Genomic DNA, 19,443 nt, shown 5'->3' with positions numbered 1-19,443 from the left:
AGCGCCTATATGTATGCTTTCAACATCAACCTGCACGAGGCGTTAGTCTTGGGCTAATTCTTTTTCTAACTGTTGGGCGATAGCTTCGGGCGATCCGCTGTTGCGGGCAAAGAGTCCATAAGCGGCGGGGATCACGAAGATAGTGAATAAGGTTGCCAGTAAAATCCCCGACAACACCACTACACCAATCACAAAACGAGTTTCAGCACCCGCGCCTACCGCCAATACCAATGGCACGGCGCCAGCAGCAGTGGTGATCCCTGTCATTAAGATAGGTCGTAACCGCTGCGCTGACGCTTGAATAATGGCCTTATCAAAATCAACGCCTTTATCCCGCAATTGATTAGCAAACTCGACAATCAAGATGCCATTTTTCGCGGCTAACCCGACCAGCATAATAATGCCTATCTGACTGTAAATATTAAGACTCTGCCCCGTAAGCCACAAACCAATTAAGGCTCCGACGGTAGCCAGCGGCACAGTAAGCATGATCACCACAGGGTGGATATAACTCTCAAACTGCGCCGCGAGCACGAGGAATACAATCCCCAGTGCGAGGATGAATACGAAGTACATAGAGCTACCCGACTCTTGATAATCGAGGGATTGGCCCTTGTAGCTAATCACCGCTTCCGCTGGCAAATAGGTACGCGCCAATTGATTCATATAATCAAGGGCTTCACCTAGACTATAACCATCTTCTAAACTGGCTTCTATGGTGATCGCGCGCATACGGTTATAACGATTCAGCGAACTGGCGTCGGCAAACTCCTCCACAGTCACTAAGTTAGACAGCGGAATAAGTTCTTGAGTGCGCTCGGAACGAACATAGATATTTTGCAGATCCGCCGCGGTATTTTGATTATCGCGCTCACCTTCAACGATCACATCGTATTCTTCACCGTCACGCATAAAGGTCGTGACTAAGCGTGAGCCCAACATGGATTCCAGCGTACGGCCTATATTTGAAATCGACACTCCAAGGCTCGCGGCTCTGTCTCTGTCGATGACGACACGAAGTTGAGGCTTAGTCTCTTTATAATCGTGATCTAATCCTAATAATTTAGGATTCTGTGCCGCCTTTTGCATCATGATATCGCGCCAGCGGGCAAGCTCTTCGTAGCTAGGTCCACCAATCACAAATTGCACAGGTTTACCTACGCCGCGACCAAAGGCTTGGCGCATTACAGGGAACGCTTGCACTCCGGCGAGATTGGCAAGACGCTTATTAATGTCGACGATAACTTCCTTTACTGGACGACGTTTGCCCCAGTCTTCCAGTACTATGATTGCCATACCGTTAGAGAAATCCGCCGCGCGGCCAAAGCCACGGGGGGCACGAATGAGCAGACGTTTGATATCACCCGTTTCGACCAATGGCATCAAGCGGTTTTCCACTTCATTCATATAGGATTCTATGTATTCGTAACTCGCGCCCTGTGGCCCATTGACCATCAAGAATAACGAACCACGGTCTTCCTGTGGCGCAAATTCTTGCGGTACTTTTTGGACTAAATAGACACTAGAACCTAATGCGACTAACACCAGAATCGACACCAATATCGGGTGGGCCATGGCGGATTTTAAGGACAATTGGTATCGGTTGGACACTTTTGTCATTATGCCGTCGACCTTACGCACCAACCAAGAATCCTGCGAGCTCGGCTTAAGCAACTTAGAGCACATCATGGGCGTGAGTGTGAGCGCCACTAGGCTAGAGAACAGCACGGCCGCACTCATGGTCACGGCAAACTCTTTAAAGAGTTTACCTAAGTCACCCTCAAGGAAAGTGATTGGCATAAATACCGCGACCAACACGAGTGTGGTCGCGATAACAGCAAAAGCCACTTCACGCGCACCGAGGAAAGCAGCTTTGAGTGGGGAATCTCCTTCTTCGATACGTCTATGAATGTTTTCCAACATCACAATCGCATCGTCTACCACCATACCGATGGCGAGGATCATTGCCAATAAGGTCAAGAGGTTAATGGTATAACCTAGCGCATACAGCACAATAAAGGTGCCGAGCAGAGATACTGGCACAGTGATAGCGGGGATCAACATAGCGCGCACGCTGCCAAGGAACAGATAAATCACGATAATCACTAAGATCATCGCAGTGAACAGGGTTTGATACACTTCTTTAATCGAGGCTTCGATAAACACTGAGCTATCGTAGCTGCGTTTAATCGACATCCCCGCTGGCAAGGTCGGGTTGATTTTGTCAACCAGCGCGTTCACTGCGCGCGCCACTTCTAACGTATTGGCGGTTGATTGTTTAGACACGCCTAAACCTATCATTGCCTCTTTGTTGCCACGGAACATAATCCGCTCTTCATCAGAGCCAATTTCCACCCGTGCGACATCGCTCAGTTTGACTAAATAACCGTCTTCCCCTTGGGTGATCACTAAGTTTGCGAAATCTTCGGCAGTGCGATAACCCCGCTCCAGTCGCACTGTAAAGTGCCGCTCCTTCGACTCTATCGAACCTGCAGGTAACTCGACGTTCTCAGCTCTGAGCGCGGCCTCAACATCGGCAACCGTTAAACTGCGAGAAGCCAAGGCTTGTCTGTCAAGCCAAACGCGCATGGCGTAAACCTTACCGCCACCAATACGCATCCGCGCCACACCATCGACCACCGAAAAGCGGTCCGACAAATAACGGTTGGTGTAATCGGTCAATTCTAGGGTCGTCATTTGATCCGACACGAGATTGAGCCACATGATCACTTCATCACTGCCATTGGCCTTTTGTACTTCTGGGGGATCAGCTTCATCGGGTAAATTGTCGAGTAAACCTGAGATCCTGTCGCGCACATCGTTAGCTGCATCTTCAATATTACGACTAATATCAAACTCTAAGGTAACCGATGAGCGGCCATCACTGCTCGATGAACTCACGTGACGAATGCCTTCGACGCCACTGATCCTGTCTTCAATCAATTGGGTAATGCGGCTTTCCACCACGGCAGCACTGGCACCGCGGTAATTCGTGTCGATAGATACCACTGGCGGATCTATGTTTGGGTATTCGCGCAGGGGCAATTTATCAAAGGAGACAAGCCCGAAAGCGACCAGCAGCAAGCTGATCACTGAGGCAAATACGGGACGTTTTACCGAGAGATCAGTAAGAATCATACACTTGGCTCCGCGTTCGTATCGGCAAGATAACTAAACTTTTCCGCGAACTCAGTTTGCACTTTATCCCCAGGATGAACTTTCAGTAAGCCGCGGATCACCACGTTTTCGCCCAAGGCTAAACCGTCTAAGATCTCCACCCAGCCACGAGTGCGAATACCAATAGTGACTTGTTTACGTTCAATCACCTTGTCAGCATTGACGCTATAAACATAATGGCTGTTTTGGATCGGGATAATGGCAGATTCAGGCAACATCAAGGCCTCGCGGCTACGCTTGATGAGTTTGACCTTCATCAACATGCCCGGTAATAAACGCAGCTCAGGATTGGGGATTTCGGCGCGAACGATCACTGTACGCGTGGTTGGATTCACGCGGCTATCAATCGATGTCACCACACCTTTGAAAGTCACATCAGGGAAAGCGACCGCTTTGGCTTCAACCTTTTTACCTGGCTCTAAATCTTGAATAAAGCGCTCTGGCACTGAAAAATCGAGCTTAATGGTAGAAATATCATCCAATGTCGTAATCACAGTGCCGGGCGACACTAAGCTGCCCACACTGATTTGACGTAAACCTAAACGGCCATTAAAAGGCGCCAGAATACTGCGATCATTGAGTGATGATTGTGCCTGTTCGAGCTCAGCACGGGTGGTATCAATAAGGGTTTGTAATCTGTCGCGTTCTAACTCGGCCACAGTGCGGCTAGTCACCAACGAACTGATCCGAGCTAATTCACGTTGATTATCACTGACTTTGACTTGCGCGGCTTTAACCTTAGCGATCTGCTCAGCATTTTGCAGTTGGACTAATAACTCGCCCTTTTTAACGATATCGCCGTCGTCAAATTTAAGCGCTATCACCATGTCGGTAACTTTAGGCGTTATCGTTACAGATTCTGTGGCTTTATTGCTACCAATAGCTTCAACTTCATCGCGAATGGGCGCCATAGCGGCAGTGGCAATCACTACATTAGGTATGAGTTTAATCTGGGCTGCAGCAATCTCTTGCGGTTGCATGGCTTGGTATCCAAACCATGCCGCGGCCAATAGGGCGATTATTAGAATAATTTTTTTCATCGGGCTTCCAAGGAATGACTCGCATTAATGACGGCTAGTTTACTCACTCACATCATCGCATCAATACGTTTTACTTTTTCTTACAAATTACGCTGATAGCGCAAAATATGTATGATTAAGTGTCTTTGGCGATATCAATGGTTGAGTTGCCAGAATGCAGTACGATAACAAGGTTGTTAAGTGATTAATTTTACTTATCACCACTAAATCAACATTTATCACTAGGGTCTGTTGATCTTTGCTGTACAAATGTTGTTCAGCAATACATCGGCAGCCACATTAACATAAACGCCAGTGACACCATACTGGCGTAATTTCTTGCTAGCTTGTCATATCTTGTTGATATTGCTCGATAGTGCTTAATTCTTCCAAAAGCATTCTCCACTAAATGTCGATACCGATATAAGCACCAATCGACTCTTTCTTGAGGTGTATTCTTATAGCGGCGCCTTGGAATAACAGATTTCCCGCCTTTATTTGCGATAAGTTCACGAAAAGCATCGCTGTCATAACCTTTATCTGCAATGACGGTATCAACCTGCTTCAGGTGCTCAATTAAGCTGGGGGCGTGTGTAATATCGTGTTTTTGGCCTTCTGATAATTCGAAATAAATCGGTAATCCTCCGCTGTCGACGGCTAAGTGAATTTTGGTTGAATTACCGCCTCGACTTTTACCAATACTCTCATTACTTAGCGTCGCTGCACCTGCACTGTGCTGGTGAGCCCGCACTATCGAGCCATCAATAAAGACCCATTCTATATCAGCAAGGTTGGCTAAGGCCTTGAATAAATGTGCTAGAACGCCTTTCTTAGACCATAAATGAAACCGTCTAAAGACCGTGCTCCAATGACCGAACTCTTTAGGTAAATCTCGCCAAGGGATACCTGTTCTAAGGCGGTAAAGAATACCTTCGAATGTTTGTCTATGTTCAGGTTTGTCATAAACACGGCCTGTGCTTTTCATTAAATGAAATAGCTTTTCCCAGCGTGCATCGGTTAGCATAAGTCTTGGCATGGCTTGAGGTTATGGTTACTTTTGGCGAAGCAAATTATAACGTCTTGCCATGCTGTCTAAAAATCACTCTCGAAAGATCAACAGACCCTAAAAACATTTGAAAAAAATTGGTATATAGATAATTAAATCCTGAAACACAGATCGCCTAGATAATCGACAACTCCCAGCTTAAAACTCAAATCGCAGCCAATAAAAAAGGGCGATAATTCGCCCTTTTCTAGTCAACTGCTGAAATTAACGTATTTGACGTTCTTCTTTCATAAGGTTTGACAGTGACTGGTACACATTGCTAACCACTTCATCGCTTAATGGCTGATCTTCGCCATCGCGAAGGAAGATTTTCGTTTCTTCTGGAGTATCACCATCTTCAAGCAGTAAACGGTAGCTACCTTCTTTCAGTGCTAACTTATCTTCGCCCCACAATGAACTCCAGAAACCAGAGTTATCGTCAAACTTGATAAAGTACAATCCTTTAGCACTATCCATATCGGCAATTTCAAAGCCCATTTCTGGTAGCACTATGCGTAGACGATCCCACACTTGCTTGTAAGAGGCTTTAGCAGACCAGTAAGCTTTACCTTCTTCAGGCGTCACGAGATCAACATTAATACCTAAGGTTTGCTTCAAACGATTCGATTGGATTGCTTGGTCGCGCTTAACGCTGATATACGCAATGGCGCTGTTCAGCATATCAATAGTGTATCTTTGCTTATCTTCACCGCTTAATAAAACTTGTTGCGCTTTATCGTCGTAGAACTCTTCGTGTTCAACTAAGTGAATAACGATATTGGCAGTACGACCATGTGGACGCGTTTCCACGTCAAAACGATAGCGTTGGCGCAACAGATAAACTTTATCCGCACCCCACATGCTCGATTCAATCACTTCACGGCTTTCAATCCAATCGGTTTCTATGTTGCCTTTGTCAAAATCACGGCTACGAACAGCAATACCTTTTTGAGCAAAGAAACCATCTAAGTTCATGAAGATTTCTTGTTTCAAATCCACAGCATTGTCGATGGATTCAACCACGATTTTAATGTTGTCACTGCCCTCTTCCACATGAGTACCTTCCGCCATTGGCAGTACTTGCAGTGGCGGACGGATATCTAAGTTTTTGCCATACAGCGAAGCATTCACTTTAGAACCCAGTGCTGGTACATCGAATTCTTTATTGTAGGGTGGCGTTTTTAATCCCGCGGGGATCTTAAGCAAAGGCGCTTGCTCGGCCTGAACATAGTCGTCGTTACCGTTCGCTTGGCGGCGATCAAGTGGCGAACTACAGGCTGCAACCGCAGCAACTAAGATCAGTGGAGTGACTTTCTTTAACATTAATTATTTAACCTCTATCTGGGCACGAGTCATTGCTTCTATCAACAGACCATGACATTGCTCAGAAAGTTCAGTCAAAGGTAAACGAATATGGCCACATTCAATCAAACCCATACGATGGGCAGCCCATTTTACTGGGATAGGGTTGGCTTCACAAAACAGTGTGCTATACAAACCGCGCAGCGGGGTATCTATGCTCTGAGCCAACTCGGCATTGCCAGCGAGCGCCGCATCACACATAGCTTTAAAAGCCTTTGGTACTATGTTGTTAGCCACAGAAATTACGCCATTTCCACCTAAGAGTAAAAACTCTCTGGCAGTGGCATCATCACCGCTATACAAGAGGAAATCGTCGCCGCACAGTTCGCGCAGACGTTTTACACGGGATAAGTCACCGGTCGCCTCTTTTACACCAATAATGTTGCTTACGCTAACAAGCTCGGCAACAGTTTCTGGCAGCATATCAACGGCAGTACGACCTGGAACATTATAAAGAATTTGTGGAATATCTGTGCTAGCGGCCACGGCTTTATAATGCGCAATCAATCCCTTAGGCGTTGGCTTATTATAATATGGCGTTACGCCAAGCATAGCGGCAACACCCACCTTAGATAAGGACTTGGTGAGCTCAACGGCTTCAGATGTGGCATTGGCGCCATTGCCACCAATGACAGGAACACGTCCCGCAGCAAATTTAACGGTTTGTGAAACGACCGCTACATGCTCAGGCATAGGCAGAGTCGCTGACTCGCCAGTAGTACCAACGGCCACAATGGCATCTGTGCCTTGGTCAATATGGAATTCGACTAACCTTTCAAGACTTGCAAAATCTACTGAGCCATCACTGTTCATTGGCGTGATTAAGGCTACGATGCTTCCGTTTATCATCTGACTTTCCCCAAGATTTCAGGATTCGCTATGGTACTGATGCCAACCACTAATGACAAGCATTAACGGGGCTCTCAAATTGAATTAGTTATGGTAGCATTACATCCCGCACAAAAACTCAGCTTTAACCCTGAGTTTTCGCTCTATGATATCGAAAAAGTGAGGAAAATTCATGACCAATTTCCTGGTCGTAACAGCGATGGGTCTCGACCGTCCTGGACTTGTAAGTAAACTAGCTCGACTTGCCAGTGACTGTGACTGCGATATCGTCGACAGCCGTATGGCATTATTTGGTAACGAATTTACCCTGATCATGATGTTGTCTGGCTCGTGGGCATCAATAACGAAAATTGAAAGTATGTTCCCCAGTCTCAGCGTTGAGTTAGAACTGTTGACGGTGATGAAACGCACCTCTAAACACACACCACAAAACTACCTTTCTCGCCTCGAAGTACGCTTCACGGGTAAGGACCAACGCGGCACCATTAAACGCATTACCCAGTTCCTTGCTGACAGGTCATTAGATCTTGCCGCAGTACGTTCATTTTCTGAGGAACTCCCAGGTGGTGAACAAACGCAAAATGTGTCGCTAACCATTAATATTCCTGAAAAAGTTGAACTAGAAAAGCTCGAACAGAGTATCTATCAGCTCGCCCAAGATATGACCTTAGATTGTACTATTCGTCGTATGGAAGGCACTGCCATCTTAGAGGACAGAGGATAATAGATGAATACCTTAACGGCTGGGGCAAAAGCGCCTCACTTTACACTGCAAGATCAACATGGCAACTCAGTATCGCTGGCTGACAGCCTTAAGCAAGGCCCTGTTTTAGTGTATTTTTACCCGAAAGCATCAACGCCGGGTTGCACAGTTCAAGCCTGCGGTCTACGTGACAGTAAAGCCGAGCTCGATAGTCATAATGTCACTGTATTTGGCATTAGCCCAGATCCTGTGGCTAAACTGGCTAAATTTGCAGAGAAACAAGCACTCAACTTCACTTTGCTGAGCGATGAAGACCACAGTGTCGCAGACGCTTTTGGGGTCTGGGGTGAAAAGAAATTCATGGGAAAAACCTATGATGGCATTCATAGATTAAGCTTCCTTATCAATACCGACGGCGCCATCGCCCACGTATTCGATAAGTTTAAAACCAAAGATCACCATGAAGTCGTACTCGCGCAAATCGCGGGTTAATGACTAATATGACGACGAATACAAGGCTTCAAGCTGCTGCTTTAATCGGCACAAAAGTGTAAACGTCGTGAGTTGAACTTGGCAGCCTGAATAAATAATCGGCAATCGATAACGAAAAGGTCCTGAAATCAGGACCTTTTTCATGAAAAATTTTCACTTTCATATCACAAGATGCAGTCAAACCGAGCAAAAAATCCGCAAAAGTATTCAGCTATGCCCGTATTCTATGGCATCCCAACACCGGTTTATCCTGCCACATAGGGCCAAATAATCGCAGCGGCAATGCTCCACATGGTTAACCAAATAAAACGGTCAAGATAACGCCATGCGGCTGGGCGAGTAAAAATGGGCGCTAACAAACGCGCACCAAAACTTAAGCCAAAAAACCAAATAAATGATGCCAGTACGGCACCCGCGCCAAACCAAGGCCGATCGAAATCATCAAATTGAGTGCTAATACTGCCGAGCAACACCACAGTATCAAGATACAAATGCGGATTAAGCAAACTGATCCCAAGCGTCGTCAGTACGGCTTTCTTAAATGTGTCCGCATTATCGGCCTGATCCATCTCAATGCCCTTAGCCACAAACGACGCCTTTAGCGCATTCGCACCATACCAAAGTAGAAACGCGGCACCACCGAAACTCGCCACATGCTTAATAGTGGGAAACGACTCAATAATATGTCCTAGCCCCGCGACACCCGCAGTGATCATCAGCGCATCAATAATAGAGCAGAGCAAGGCAATCGGTAACGGGTATGAGCGCTTAATGCCTTGCTTGAGCACAAAGGCATTTTGCGCGCCCACAGCAATAATCAAACTCCCACCAATCCCCATACCCTGTATAAATGCCGCTTGCATAACCACCTCTCATGTTCAAAGAAGGCGCTAGCATAGTCAAAACAACAAAATTAATATAACTAATGTTTTTTATGTATCATAAGTAAAATTAATAACGGTCCAAACACACTCATTTGAGGATGACTATGCTGGAATACGCGAATCTCAAAGCGCTCGCCGTTGTGGTCTCGGAAGGCGGCTTCGACCGCGCTGCCAAAGTGCTGCACATCACCCAGTCGGCTGTATCACAGCGCATTCGACAACTTGAAGAAAAAGTCGGTCAGTCACTGCTTATTCGCTCCAATCCTGTGGTCGCAACGCCCACAGGTAAGCGCCTGCTGCGTCACTATTCACAGGTACAATTACTCGAGAGTGAATTAAGAGCCGAGATGGACGCCGACGATCCCAACCATCCAACTACAGTGCGCATCGCTGTGAATGCCGACAGTTTGGCCACGTGGTTTTTACCTGCGCTAGCAGGCATGTTCAGTCGCCACGCTTGGTTATTGGAATTAATTGTCGATGATGAGTCTTACACCCATCATCTATTGAAAAATGGTGAAGCGGTCGGATGTGTCACCACAACCGAAGTACCAATGGCGGGTTGCAGCAGTGAATTTTTAGGCACCATGGAATATTTGTGTGTGGCCACGCCCGAATTTGCCGCACGCTATTTTAGCGATCTGAGCGATACTCCATCATTTAGTGACACCTCGTCATTCAACGCCATCAACCAAGCTCAGTTAGCAAAGGCGCCAGCAGTAGTGTTCTCCACCAAAGATAAGTTGCATGAGAAGTTTCTCGCCCAGTATTTCAATATGACCCCAGGGCAATGGTGGCAACATACGATCCCCTCTTCCGAGAGCTTTTTAGAAGCGATTAACTTGAGTTTAGGTTATGGGCTCGTTGGGCATTTACAAGCTAAACCATTAATCGATAAAGGGATACTGATTGAGATCACCCCAGAACGGCGCATGCGCGTGCCGCTGTTTTGGCAGCATTGGAATATCAAAGCAAAACAAACGACACTGGTCTATCGCGCCCTTGCGGCAACCGCGCAGCATAATTTGCTGCAGGTATGATTTGTTGCATCAAGACAGAACGCACAACCCGCATGAATCTACAGCGATTTACCCGCGATGGTATTTAACGCGGTGTGATGATTCTCATAGCGGCGTCTTTTTGCTTCATCAAATGTGAGTTAAATGGTAGGCATAAAAAATCGGGCTCAAACCAAAGTTTGAGCCCGAAATTGTGAGTCTTAAAACTTAAAATCTAACTCACTATCTATTAGCTTGCTCTTAACGCAGCAATACGTTTCTCTAATGGAGGATGACTCATCATCATTTCCGCCATTGAGCGTTTGCCGTTAATACCGAAGGCTGACATTTGTGCAGGCATTGCCGTACTTTCAGGGCCTTGGCGTAAACGCTCAAGCGCAGCAATCATCTTACCTTTACCCGCTAAACGTGCCGCACCTTCATCGGCTTTGTACTCACGAATACGTGAGAAGTAAGCGACGATGATTGAAGCCAAGATACCGAATAGCATATCCAGTACGAAAACAACGGCCATGTACGCGAACATACCTAAACCTTCGCCTTCTTCATCATTACTCGACACGAAGTTGTTGATAATGCCAGCAACCACACGGGCCGCGAAGATCACGAACGTGTTTACCACACCTTGGATCAGTGTCAAGGTCACCATGTCACCGTTAGCAACGTGGCTCACTTCGTGGGCTAATACGCCTTCAATTTCATCTTGGCTCATGCCATATAACAGACCCGTACTGACAGCCACTAATGAATTGTCTTTACTTGGACCAGTAGCGAACGCATTCATGTCAGGCGACTGATAAATCGCCACTTCTGGCATTTTAATCCCCGCTTGCTTAGCTTGACGGGCAACCGTCTCCACTAACCAACGTTCGGTACTGTCACGTGGGGTGGTGATGACTTCACAACCCATGGTCTTTTTCGCCATCCATTTTGAAATGGCTAAGCTGATAAAGGCCCCACCGAATCCAAAAATGGCAGCGAACACCAGCAGTCCACCCATAGTAGACGTGTTCACGCCTAGAATAGACATCACAATTGAGGCTACTAGCAACACAGCTAGGTTAGTCGCAATCAATAGAAATATACGCTTCATTTCAGCTCCTTTAGGGCAAGAATAGGCCATTTAACTTTAGTTCAAAGACATAATATGTCCAAATCATCGAAATTCAAGTGGTAAAAGAAAAGAGTTTTTAAAATAGGTTATCTTTCTCGTATATAGACACTGCCTTTCATGGCCGAGAGTCTAGGGACAGTATATTAATCGAAACTTAAACTTATGCCCAAGCAACCTCAAGAGACGAGTTTCATCGCGTTCTGAGAGCTTTAATTCAAGGCGCATCAATCACTGACTTTTGCATTGATGCCACACAGAAGTAGAATGCCCCGAACGCTCCATCTTGGTGGGGATCACTATCTTGAAAAACACCGCTGCTAGCCGTGCTAGAGCGCAATTCTGCTTTAACTCTCTATGTTTATCGGAATTAATCTTTGTTAACATACCAATACACTCCGAGATTTCAGGATACAAAATGACAATCAACGCCCTACTACTGAGCAGCTCTCGTGTCGGTGATACGCCTTATCTTGCCCACGCGATCCCTTTTATTAAACCGCTCACCGTCAACGCACAAAAATGGATTTTTATCCCCTATGCAGGGGTTAGCATGAGTTATGACACTTATTTAGCGTCTGTCGTGACTGGGCTAGCTGAGCTTGAACTCGATATCAGTGGTATTCATCAGCATCCAGACCCTAAACAAGCAATAAAAGATGCCGATGGAATTTTAATCGGTGGGGGTAACACCTTTCACCTGTTACACCAACTATATCATTATGATCTGGTCGCGCTTATTCGTGAGCAAGTCGCCCTTGGTAAACCTTATATCGGCTGGAGCGCGGGTTCAAACGTATCGGGACTGAGTATTCGCACCACTAATGATATGCCGATCATCGAACCGCCTTCGTTCAACGCATTAAACTTAGTGCCGTTCCAGCTCAATCCACACTATTCCAATTACCAAGCACCGGGCCACAATGGTGAAACCCGTGCCCAGCGGTTATTAGAATTCACTAAAGTCGACCCATTAACCCCAGTGATCGGCATAGTTGAAGGCTCAGCTTTGTGGCGACAAGGAGACACACTATCACTCTTAGGTGACAAACCTGCGTATTTATTCTGTGGTGAGCAGCAAGAGATCCTAATTCCTGTGGGCAGTGACCTATCGCACTTACTCAAGTCATAATATCCACGTTAGCATATCTAAATGGGCTCACAGTTAACACCGTGAGCCTGAATCACTCATTAGCAATAATTAAGATTAACCATTTGATATTGTAAGTTTTTAATTAACACTCTCGATTCAACTGCGCCAATTTTGTGTAAAAACGCCACTGAATTCAATGAGAACAGTGTTAGCTCAGCCAAGACAGTTTTTACTGCAGTACCAATTGCGATTACTTATCGAAAAATCACACCGCAAAGTATTGAGAACGGCACCTAAAATAGCGCCAAGCATAATTTATGTTACAAATATCTAGCTACGCAGGTAAAATTATCCCTCACCTCAGCTACTCGAATCCCACGACTGAGGATTTTATAGCAGACAAGTTATTAATATTTAGGGATTAGATAGACTGAAGCATACATTGTGCCTATGAATCAGCGTCATTTTAGTAAGGAGTTTCCATTTTGCGAATGAATCTTATGATGAATTACCCTACCGGTTATCCGGCATTACTCAAAAAACTACCTTTTGTCATCTTGACCGCCATCGTCTATGTCGTCGGCATAAACAACGTCAATGCCGCAGCGGCAGAGACAACACCAACGCCTGCACCAGAGAAGAAATCTAAAAAATTCTCCCAAGACACAGTTATTGAACTCGCCCAACAACTGTCGCAAAAGCCATTTAAAGAAGCGAAAAAAGCACCTAAAGAGCTGGTTGATCTCGATTTCGCGACCTATGGCAAAATCAATTACCAAGAAAATGCCGCGATTTGGGGCGGAACACCGACCAAATTTTCGGTACAACTTTTTGCTCCAGGCTTTCTCTATAAAAACCTTGTCGATATCGACGTGGTCGAAAACAGCAAAGCTATTCCAATTGAGCTAACAGAAGCTTCGTTCGATGTCCCTAACGACACCATTGAAAAACTCATCACTCAAGTGGGCCAATACGCGGGTGTGCGTTTACATTACCCTATCAATGATGATGAAATAAAAGATGAATTCATCATGTTTCAAGGTGCAAGCTATTTTCGCGTGCTCTCTAAAGGGCAAACCTATGGCTTGTCTAATCGTGGTTTAGCGATTGATGTCGCCCAGCCAAAAGGTGAAGAATATCCCCTGTTTAAGCGTTTCTGGGTTGAGCGCCCATCTAAATATCAGACGGCAATTGTGGTTCATGCTCTGCTAGATAGCCAAAGTGTCACTGGCGCCTATCGTTTTGGTATTTATCCTGGTGCACCATCACGTGTCGAAGTGGATGTAACCTTATTCCCACGCAAAGATATCCAGCATGTGGGTCTTGCACCGCTGACCTCTATGTTCCTCTTCGGCGGACTCGATAACTCAGATAAACCCGATTACCGCCCACAAGTACATAACTCCGACGGCCTACAAATCGATCGCGGTAATGGCGAGCGCCTATGGCGCCCATTAAATAATCCTAACAAACTGCAGATCAGTGCTTTTGGCGATGAAGATATAAAGGGATTTGGTCTTATACAGCGCCATCGTAAATTTGAAGACTATCAAGATCTGAGTGCAAACTATCAACTTCGACCTTCTGCATGGATTGAACCCCTCAATGATTGGGGAAAAGGCCAACTGGTGTTGCTTGAAATTCCCTCTAATGCTGAAACCAACGACAACATAGTCGCCTATTGGGAGCCGCAAGGCGGACTGAAAAAGGATCAGCCCTATAAATACTCCTATCGCATAACAGCCTCAAACGACAGCCCTTCTACGGCGTCAAAAGCACGTGTTGTCCGCAGTACTAAGGGGCAAGTGTTAGCAAAAGGCAAAGAATTACTTATTGATTTCAGTAACATCAAGCCGCAAGATATTGATAAAATTATCATCGATGCCAGCATCAGCAAAGGTAAAATCCTGTCGTCTCGGATTGTCACCCACCCGGACATCAATGGCGCTCGAGTATTTATCAGCTTCGAACCAGAAAGTACCAATGTAGCCGAACTGAGAATACAGCTTAAGAAAGACGATAAACCACTTGCAGCGACTTGGCTGTACCGCTGGAATAGCGATGATTGGCAATAAGCTGATATTCACGAGTATCACTGTCTAACAAGCATAAACTGACCGAGTAAATGAATAAAAGCGCCAGTTTTTACTGGCGCTTTTTTATACCTAGGATTTTATTTATAGGCTTACTATTTATAGGTTTTATCTCTAGCATAAATAGAACAAGCCAAGGCTAAAAACTCACGACCTGCTTTTCAGCAAACATAATCCCATACCTTATCGCCCGACTTCTCTGCCAACATAACTACAGGCTTAATTCAAATGACACTATCAGCTTAAAACGTAGCACTATTGTGTGATTTTAGGGTTATTAGCCTCTCCTGATGTGCGTCGCCGCAAGGACCTCTGCGAACTAAAGTAAGCAGTACGTTAAGTGTGTCAGTCAAGTTTGACCTTAAACCCCTCACGAAGAATGCCGACTAAAAGTAGAAATCTAAATGCAAAAAAGCCTCGATATAAATATCGAGGCTTTTTCTTTTTTGGTACCCGAGGCCAGACTTGAACTGGCACGCTGTTACCAGCGAGGGATTTTAAATCCCTTGTGTCTACCGATTCCACCACTCGGGCAAACGCTGAATATTCATGACGGGAATCATGTCAAAAATATTATTAACTCTAAATCATTAACGCTTAACACTAATAAATCTATTTAATAAAGCCTATTGAAGATTTTGACTTTATTTTTACCATCACTATCAAAATAATGGTACCCGAGGCCAGACTTGAACTGGCACGCTGTTACCAGCGAGGGATTTTAAATCCCTTGTGTCTACCGATTCCACCACTCGGGCAAACTCTTGATATTAACGACGGGAATCGTGTCATTAATACTTTAATCTATGGAGGCGCGACCCGGAGTCGAACCGAGATCGACGGATTTGCAATCCGCAGCATAGCCATTCTGCCATCGCGCCATAGTTGCTAACTCATGTTGATAGAATTAGACTTCAAAAATATTGGAGCGACATATCGGGTTCGAACCGATGACCTATACCTTGGCAAGGTATCGCTCTACCAACTGAGCTAATGTCGCATCTTGTTTTACTATCCACTCAGATAAACAAAGCATTTCACTTTATTACCTAGCTAATATCAAACATCAATATTGGGTAACGTTAAGACTTTGTTTGCACATTGCCTCTTGTCTACGGGGTGGCATTCTACCGATTTACCACCCAGTGTCAACCGCTGTTTTATCGATAACTTACTGCTTGCACACTAAATAATCTCTTTGATTTTTTATTGCACTATTCAGCGGTTAGATCTTTCCAAGCGGCTAAAATGTAACTCATCATTGACCAAAACGTTAATACAGCGGCGATATATAACAGTACAAATGCGGCATTCGTCATTAAAGGATTGTATTGCCAAATCAGCCCAATAATTGCCACCATTTGCGCTGCCGTCTTATATTTACCAATCCAAGACACGGCGACAGTACCACGTTTACCAATTTCAGCCATCCATTCCCTCAACGCTGAAATGACAATCTCACGACCTATCATAAACAGGGCGGGCAATGTCAGCCAGATATTCGCGTATTGATCGACCAACAAAACTAAAGCTGTAATCACCATCAACTTATCAGCGACTGGGTCTAGAAAAGCGCCAAAACGAGTTAATTGTTTCAATTTACGGGCAGCATAACCATCTAATGCATCCGTTAACGCCGCGAGCCAAAAGGTAAATGCGGCAACAAAAGGGGTCCAGTCATAGGGTAAATAAAACAGCACCACAAAAATGGGCAGTAAAAAAAGCCTGAAAAGAGTTAATGCTATAGGTAAGTTAAACGGCATGATCAAACCAGTTAGTCAAAAGCAGCGCCAATCTTGCCTTAATTTTATCACCCTCGCAATGCATCATGAATGGTTTGTGCCATTTCTATGCTGATCCCTGGTACTTTGACTAATTCCGCCACACTTGCCCCTTTCACTTCCTGCAAGCCTCCTAAATGCTGTAACAAAGCTTTACGACGTTTAGGACCAATACCAGGAATAGATTCCAGTGTTGAAGTATTACGGGTTTTCTGGCGACGGTTACGGTGGCCAGTGATTGCAAATCGATGGGATTCATCACGAATATGCTGGATAAGGTGCAGTGCTGGCGAATCCCCTTCGAGGGAAAAGCTGGTTTCAGTATCCCCTAAGATCAAGGTTTCAAGCCCAGGTTTACGGCCCTCACCTTTCGCCACCCCAATAAGCTGCGGCGCTTTATCTAAATGGACAAACTTTTCATCCACTATCTTTTGGGCAATACGCAACTGCCCGAGTCCACCATCGATAAACAGAATGTCAGGGATTTTACCGCCTGCCTCAATCTTATCGAAACGGCGACTTACCGCTTGCTTCATTGCCGCATAATCATCACTCGGTGTAATACCATCAATATTATAACGACGATACTCGCCTTTATGCGGCCCTTCTCGATTAAATACCACACAGGAGGCAACGGTGCTCTCTCCCATGGTATGACTGATATCGAAACATTCCATTCGCTGGATAGGCCCACTCAACTCTAAGATTTCTTCGAGTAACACAAAACGCTGTTCGACTGTGTTCTTATGGGACAGGCGCGTAACCACTGCATTCGTCGCATTGGTCACGGCTAAACGTAAGAAGCTCGCCCTGTCGGCGCGAACATTGGTCTTAATCGAAAACTTTTTATCTAACGCCTCTGAAATCGCCGCTTCAAGTTCATGTAATTCTTCAAAATTATGGCTAATCACCACTTCTTTTGGAATAGTGCGTTGAATATCTGCATTTAAATAAAACTGTAGGATAAAGGAGCGCAGCACCTCATCCATATCAGTTTGGGCTGGCACTGAAGGATAATAACTACGACTGCCAAAAATTTTACCTTCGCGGATAAATAGCAGGTGGAAACAGGCGATGCCTGACGCATAATACACCCCAATAACATCCATATCGCCTTTATTATTAGAGACTTCCTGTTGCTCGGCAACTTTACGCAGCGCCATGATCTGATCGCGAAATCGTGCAGCCTGTTCATAGGCCTGCTGCTCGGCCGCAAGTTCCATTTTATCAACCAAGGCGCTGATCACTTGCTGATCTTTCCCCTTTAAAAACAGGCTGGCTAATTTCACTTGCTCATCATAATCAGCGTTACTAACTTTGCCCACGCAGGGCGCGCTACAGCGAGACAGTTGATATTGCAAACAAGGGCGTGAGCGCGATTTGTAGTAAAGATCGTCACATTGACGAATAGGAAACAGCTTCTGCATCAAATGCAGGCTTTCACGCACAGCACCGCCATTGGGATAAGGACCAAAATAGTGGCCTTTTTCCCGCTGCGGACCACGATGATAGGCAAGTCTTGGGTGCTCATGCTGGCTTAATAAGATGTAAGGGTAAGATTTGTCATCACGCAACAACACATTGTATTTTGGCATGTATTGCTTGATGTAATCATTCTCAAGCAACAGAGCATCCGTTTCACTGTGGGTCAGCGTCACATCAATATGGTGAATATGTGAAACTAAGGCTTGGGTCTTAACATTACCGAGGTTTTTACGAAAATACGAGCTGAGCCGTTTTTTAAGATCTTTGGCTTTACCCACATAAATGACGTCATTCTTGACGTCATACATGCGATAAACCCCAGCGGAGGATGAAACAGTACGTAAGAAACTTTGGGCGTTAAATTCATTAGACATCATTCACACCCACAGTTTTGGAGACTTAACACAAACAACATAGGAACATGTAACCCAAGAACTCGCTAGATTAAAGTCATCGACCAACGCAATCCACTTTCCATTAAAAATGTCCAGCATCCAACATCTTATAGCGAATAGCTAACCGCGTTAGTTCGACATCACCACTGATCCCCAGCTTAGCAAATAAACGATAACGGTAACTGTTAACGGTTTTAGGACTTAAGTTCAGTTGCTCAGAAATATCGTTAACCTTCTCGCCATTGGTGATCATCAACATGATCTGTAACTCGCGCTCGGACAAAGACTTAAACGGGTTTTCATCGGCGGGATTAAACTGACTCAGCGCCATCTGTTGGGCAATTTCTGGGGACAAATAACGTTGTCCGCGAGAGACCTGACGTATCGCTTGCAATACTTCCGGCGGCGTCGCTCCTTTTGTTAAATAGCCCGAAGCACCAGCCTGCATCACCTTACTTGGGAACGGATCTTCCGTGTGTACAGTTAATACAATAATTTTTGCATGGGGTTGATATCGTAAAATTTTTCGAGTGGCTTCCAATCCGCCCATCCCAGGCATATTCATATCCATTAAGATCACATCCGCTTCATTCTGGCGAGCCCACTGCACCGCAGTCTCACCATCAGGGGCTTCGCCCACGACTTTGATCCCACGTTCATCTTCCAAGATGCGGCGGATCCCAGTTCTCACAAGCTCATGATCGTCAACCAAATATATCGAAATCAACTTAACCCACCTTTTACAATTTACAGCTCGATCCGTGTGTTAAACAAAGCAACATGGCAAACGGATAACGAGTTCATAGGGCTAATTTAGCCCAACAACCCCATTTCGCAAAGCATAAATTCAACATTGTTAACTAGATGATATTTAAAGGAAGGATTCCAGAATAGCATACCAATAAAAAGCGTTTAAAAACGAAGCAATAACCCCA

General features: G+C 45.3%; 15 protein-coding genes and 4 tRNA genes. 5 read left to right on the top strand and 14 right to left on the bottom strand.

Translation table 11 applies throughout. The features are described 5' to 3' along the window. Positions 1–42: 42 nt before the first annotated feature. From CKQ84_RS17685 to dapA, 5 genes are all read right to left on the bottom strand, one after another. A complete protein-coding gene (locus CKQ84_RS17685) occupies positions 43–3,138 on the bottom strand; it encodes an efflux RND transporter permease subunit (protein WP_028759652.1) in 3,096 nt (1,031 codons plus the stop codon). Next, entirely contained in the window at positions 3,135–4,217 is a 1,083-nt protein-coding gene (locus tag CKQ84_RS17680; RefSeq protein WP_105252218.1) for an efflux RND transporter periplasmic adaptor subunit, read from the bottom strand. The genes CKQ84_RS17685 and CKQ84_RS17680 overlap by 4 nt, the downstream gene beginning before the upstream one ends. A 256-nt stretch (positions 4,218–4,473) precedes the next feature. Beyond that, complete coding sequence (locus CKQ84_RS17675; RefSeq protein ID WP_011071076.1) at positions 4,474–5,232, bottom strand: IS5-like element ISSod6 family transposase; 759 nt, start codon at positions 5,230–5,232, stop codon at positions 4,474–4,476. Between the two features lie 234 nt (positions 5,233–5,466). Next, positions 5,467–6,564 carry an outer membrane protein assembly factor BamC gene (bamC, locus tag CKQ84_RS17670; protein WP_105252217.1) on the bottom strand — a complete coding sequence of 366 codons (1,098 nt, stop codon included), beginning with the start codon at positions 6,562–6,564 and terminating at the stop codon, positions 5,467–5,469. A gap of 3 nt (positions 6,565–6,567) precedes the next feature. Further along, on the bottom strand, positions 6,568–7,452 hold the full coding sequence (gene dapA, locus CKQ84_RS17665; RefSeq protein ID WP_028759649.1) for a 4-hydroxy-tetrahydrodipicolinate synthase: 885 nt from the start codon (positions 7,450–7,452) through the stop codon (positions 6,568–6,570). 172 nt (positions 7,453–7,624) lie between these two features. Between dapA and CKQ84_RS17660 the strand changes: the two genes are divergently transcribed. Together CKQ84_RS17660 and bcp are read left to right on the top strand one after the other, a co-directional pair. After that, positions 7,625–8,176 (top strand): glycine cleavage system protein R, encoded by a 552-nt coding sequence (locus CKQ84_RS17660; RefSeq protein ID WP_028759648.1) that lies wholly within the window; start codon positions 7,625–7,627, stop codon positions 8,174–8,176. 3 nt (positions 8,177–8,179) lie between these two features. Beyond that, a complete protein-coding gene (gene bcp, locus CKQ84_RS17655) occupies positions 8,180–8,647 on the top strand; it encodes a thioredoxin-dependent thiol peroxidase (RefSeq protein WP_028759647.1) in 468 nt (155 codons plus the stop codon). 245 nt (positions 8,648–8,892) lie between these two features. On the opposite strand, the gene CKQ84_RS17650 is transcribed toward bcp, so the two are convergent. Then, a complete protein-coding gene (locus tag CKQ84_RS17650) occupies positions 8,893–9,510 on the bottom strand; it encodes a LysE/ArgO family amino acid transporter (RefSeq protein WP_028759646.1) in 618 nt (205 codons plus the stop codon). A 125-nt stretch (positions 9,511–9,635) separates the two neighbouring features. Between CKQ84_RS17650 and CKQ84_RS17645 the strand changes: the two genes are divergently transcribed. Next, positions 9,636–10,571, top strand: a complete 936-nt coding sequence (locus CKQ84_RS17645; protein WP_028759645.1) for a LysR family transcriptional regulator ArgP — start codon at positions 9,636–9,638, stop codon at positions 10,569–10,571. 208 nt (positions 10,572–10,779) lie between these two features. On the opposite strand, the gene htpX is transcribed toward CKQ84_RS17645, so the two are convergent. After that, positions 10,780–11,643, bottom strand: coding sequence for a protease HtpX (gene htpX / locus CKQ84_RS17640; protein ID WP_006082065.1), 864 nt, complete (start codon positions 11,641–11,643; stop codon positions 10,780–10,782). A gap of 436 nt (positions 11,644–12,079) precedes the next feature. On the opposite strand from htpX, the gene pepE reads away from it, so the two are divergent. Next, positions 12,080–12,793, top strand: a complete 714-nt coding sequence (pepE, locus tag CKQ84_RS17635; protein ID WP_105252216.1) for a dipeptidase PepE — start codon at positions 12,080–12,082, stop codon at positions 12,791–12,793. Positions 12,794–13,245: 452 nt separating this feature from the next. Beyond that, on the top strand, positions 13,246–14,829 hold the full coding sequence (locus tag CKQ84_RS17630; protein ID WP_049821685.1) for a glucan biosynthesis protein G: 1,584 nt from the start codon (positions 13,246–13,248) through the stop codon (positions 14,827–14,829). Positions 14,830–15,294: 465 nt separating this feature from the next. Here the strand turns inward: CKQ84_RS17630 and CKQ84_RS17625 are convergent. The 7 genes from CKQ84_RS17625 to uvrY form a co-directional block, all read right to left on the bottom strand. Continuing rightward, positions 15,295–15,381 (bottom strand) — tRNA-Leu (locus tag CKQ84_RS17625). Between the two features lie 137 nt (positions 15,382–15,518). Continuing rightward, positions 15,519–15,605 (bottom strand) — tRNA-Leu (locus CKQ84_RS17620). A gap of 49 nt (positions 15,606–15,654) precedes the next feature. Then, positions 15,655–15,728, bottom strand: a tRNA-Cys gene (locus tag CKQ84_RS17615). Positions 15,729–15,771: 43 nt separating this feature from the next. Then, positions 15,772–15,847: transfer RNA gene (locus tag CKQ84_RS17610), tRNA-Gly, on the bottom strand. 214 nt (positions 15,848–16,061) lie between these two features. Continuing rightward, a complete protein-coding gene (gene pgsA / locus CKQ84_RS17605; RefSeq protein ID WP_028759642.1) occupies positions 16,062–16,610 on the bottom strand; it encodes a CDP-diacylglycerol--glycerol-3-phosphate 3-phosphatidyltransferase in 549 nt (182 codons plus the stop codon). A gap of 47 nt (positions 16,611–16,657) precedes the next feature. Continuing rightward, entirely contained in the window at positions 16,658–18,487 is a 1,830-nt protein-coding gene (uvrC, locus tag CKQ84_RS17600) for an excinuclease ABC subunit UvrC (RefSeq protein WP_105252215.1), read from the bottom strand. Between the two features lie 103 nt (positions 18,488–18,590). Continuing rightward, a complete protein-coding gene (gene uvrY, locus CKQ84_RS17595) occupies positions 18,591–19,235 on the bottom strand; it encodes a UvrY/SirA/GacA family response regulator transcription factor (protein WP_006082070.1) in 645 nt (214 codons plus the stop codon). Between the last annotated feature and the right edge of the window lie 208 nt (positions 19,236–19,443).

Source organism: Shewanella sp. WE21 (genome assembly GCF_002966515.1).
Classification (GTDB): domain Bacteria; phylum Pseudomonadota; class Gammaproteobacteria; order Enterobacterales; family Shewanellaceae; genus Shewanella; species Shewanella oncorhynchi.
This window is presented reverse-complemented; position numbering and strand designations above follow the sequence as displayed.

Excerpts from the sequence above, each read along its gene's own strand:
- CKQ84_RS17685 (WP_028759652.1), bottom strand. The coding sequence starts at position 3,138 with ATGATTCTTACTGATCTCTCGGTAAAACGTCCCGTATTTGCCTCAGTG.
- CKQ84_RS17680 (WP_105252218.1), bottom strand. The coding sequence starts at position 4,217 with ATGAAAAAAATTATTCTAATAATCGCCCTATTGGCCGCGGCATGGTTT.
- CKQ84_RS17675 (WP_011071076.1), bottom strand. The coding sequence starts at position 5,232 with ATGCCAAGACTTATGCTAACCGATGCACGCTGGGAAAAGCTATTTCAT.
- bamC (WP_105252217.1), bottom strand. The coding sequence starts at position 6,564 with ATGTTAAAGAAAGTCACTCCACTGATCTTAGTTGCTGCGGTTGCAGCC.
- dapA (WP_028759649.1), bottom strand. The coding sequence starts at position 7,452 with ATGATAAACGGAAGCATCGTAGCCTTAATCACGCCAATGAACAGTGAT.
- CKQ84_RS17660 (WP_028759648.1), top strand. The coding sequence starts at position 7,625 with ATGACCAATTTCCTGGTCGTAACAGCGATGGGTCTCGACCGTCCTGGA.
- bcp (WP_028759647.1), top strand. The coding sequence starts at position 8,180 with ATGAATACCTTAACGGCTGGGGCAAAAGCGCCTCACTTTACACTGCAA.
- CKQ84_RS17650 (WP_028759646.1), bottom strand. The coding sequence starts at position 9,510 with ATGCAAGCGGCATTTATACAGGGTATGGGGATTGGTGGGAGTTTGATT.
- CKQ84_RS17645 (WP_028759645.1), top strand. The coding sequence starts at position 9,636 with ATGCTGGAATACGCGAATCTCAAAGCGCTCGCCGTTGTGGTCTCGGAA.
- htpX (WP_006082065.1), bottom strand. The coding sequence starts at position 11,643 with ATGAAGCGTATATTTCTATTGATTGCGACTAACCTAGCTGTGTTGCTA.
- pepE (WP_105252216.1), top strand. The coding sequence starts at position 12,080 with ATGACAATCAACGCCCTACTACTGAGCAGCTCTCGTGTCGGTGATACG.
- CKQ84_RS17630 (WP_049821685.1), top strand. The coding sequence starts at position 13,246 with ATGAATCTTATGATGAATTACCCTACCGGTTATCCGGCATTACTCAAA.
- pgsA (WP_028759642.1), bottom strand. The coding sequence starts at position 16,610 with ATGCCGTTTAACTTACCTATAGCATTAACTCTTTTCAGGCTTTTTTTA.
- uvrC (WP_105252215.1), bottom strand. The coding sequence starts at position 18,487 with ATGTCTAATGAATTTAACGCCCAAAGTTTCTTACGTACTGTTTCATCC.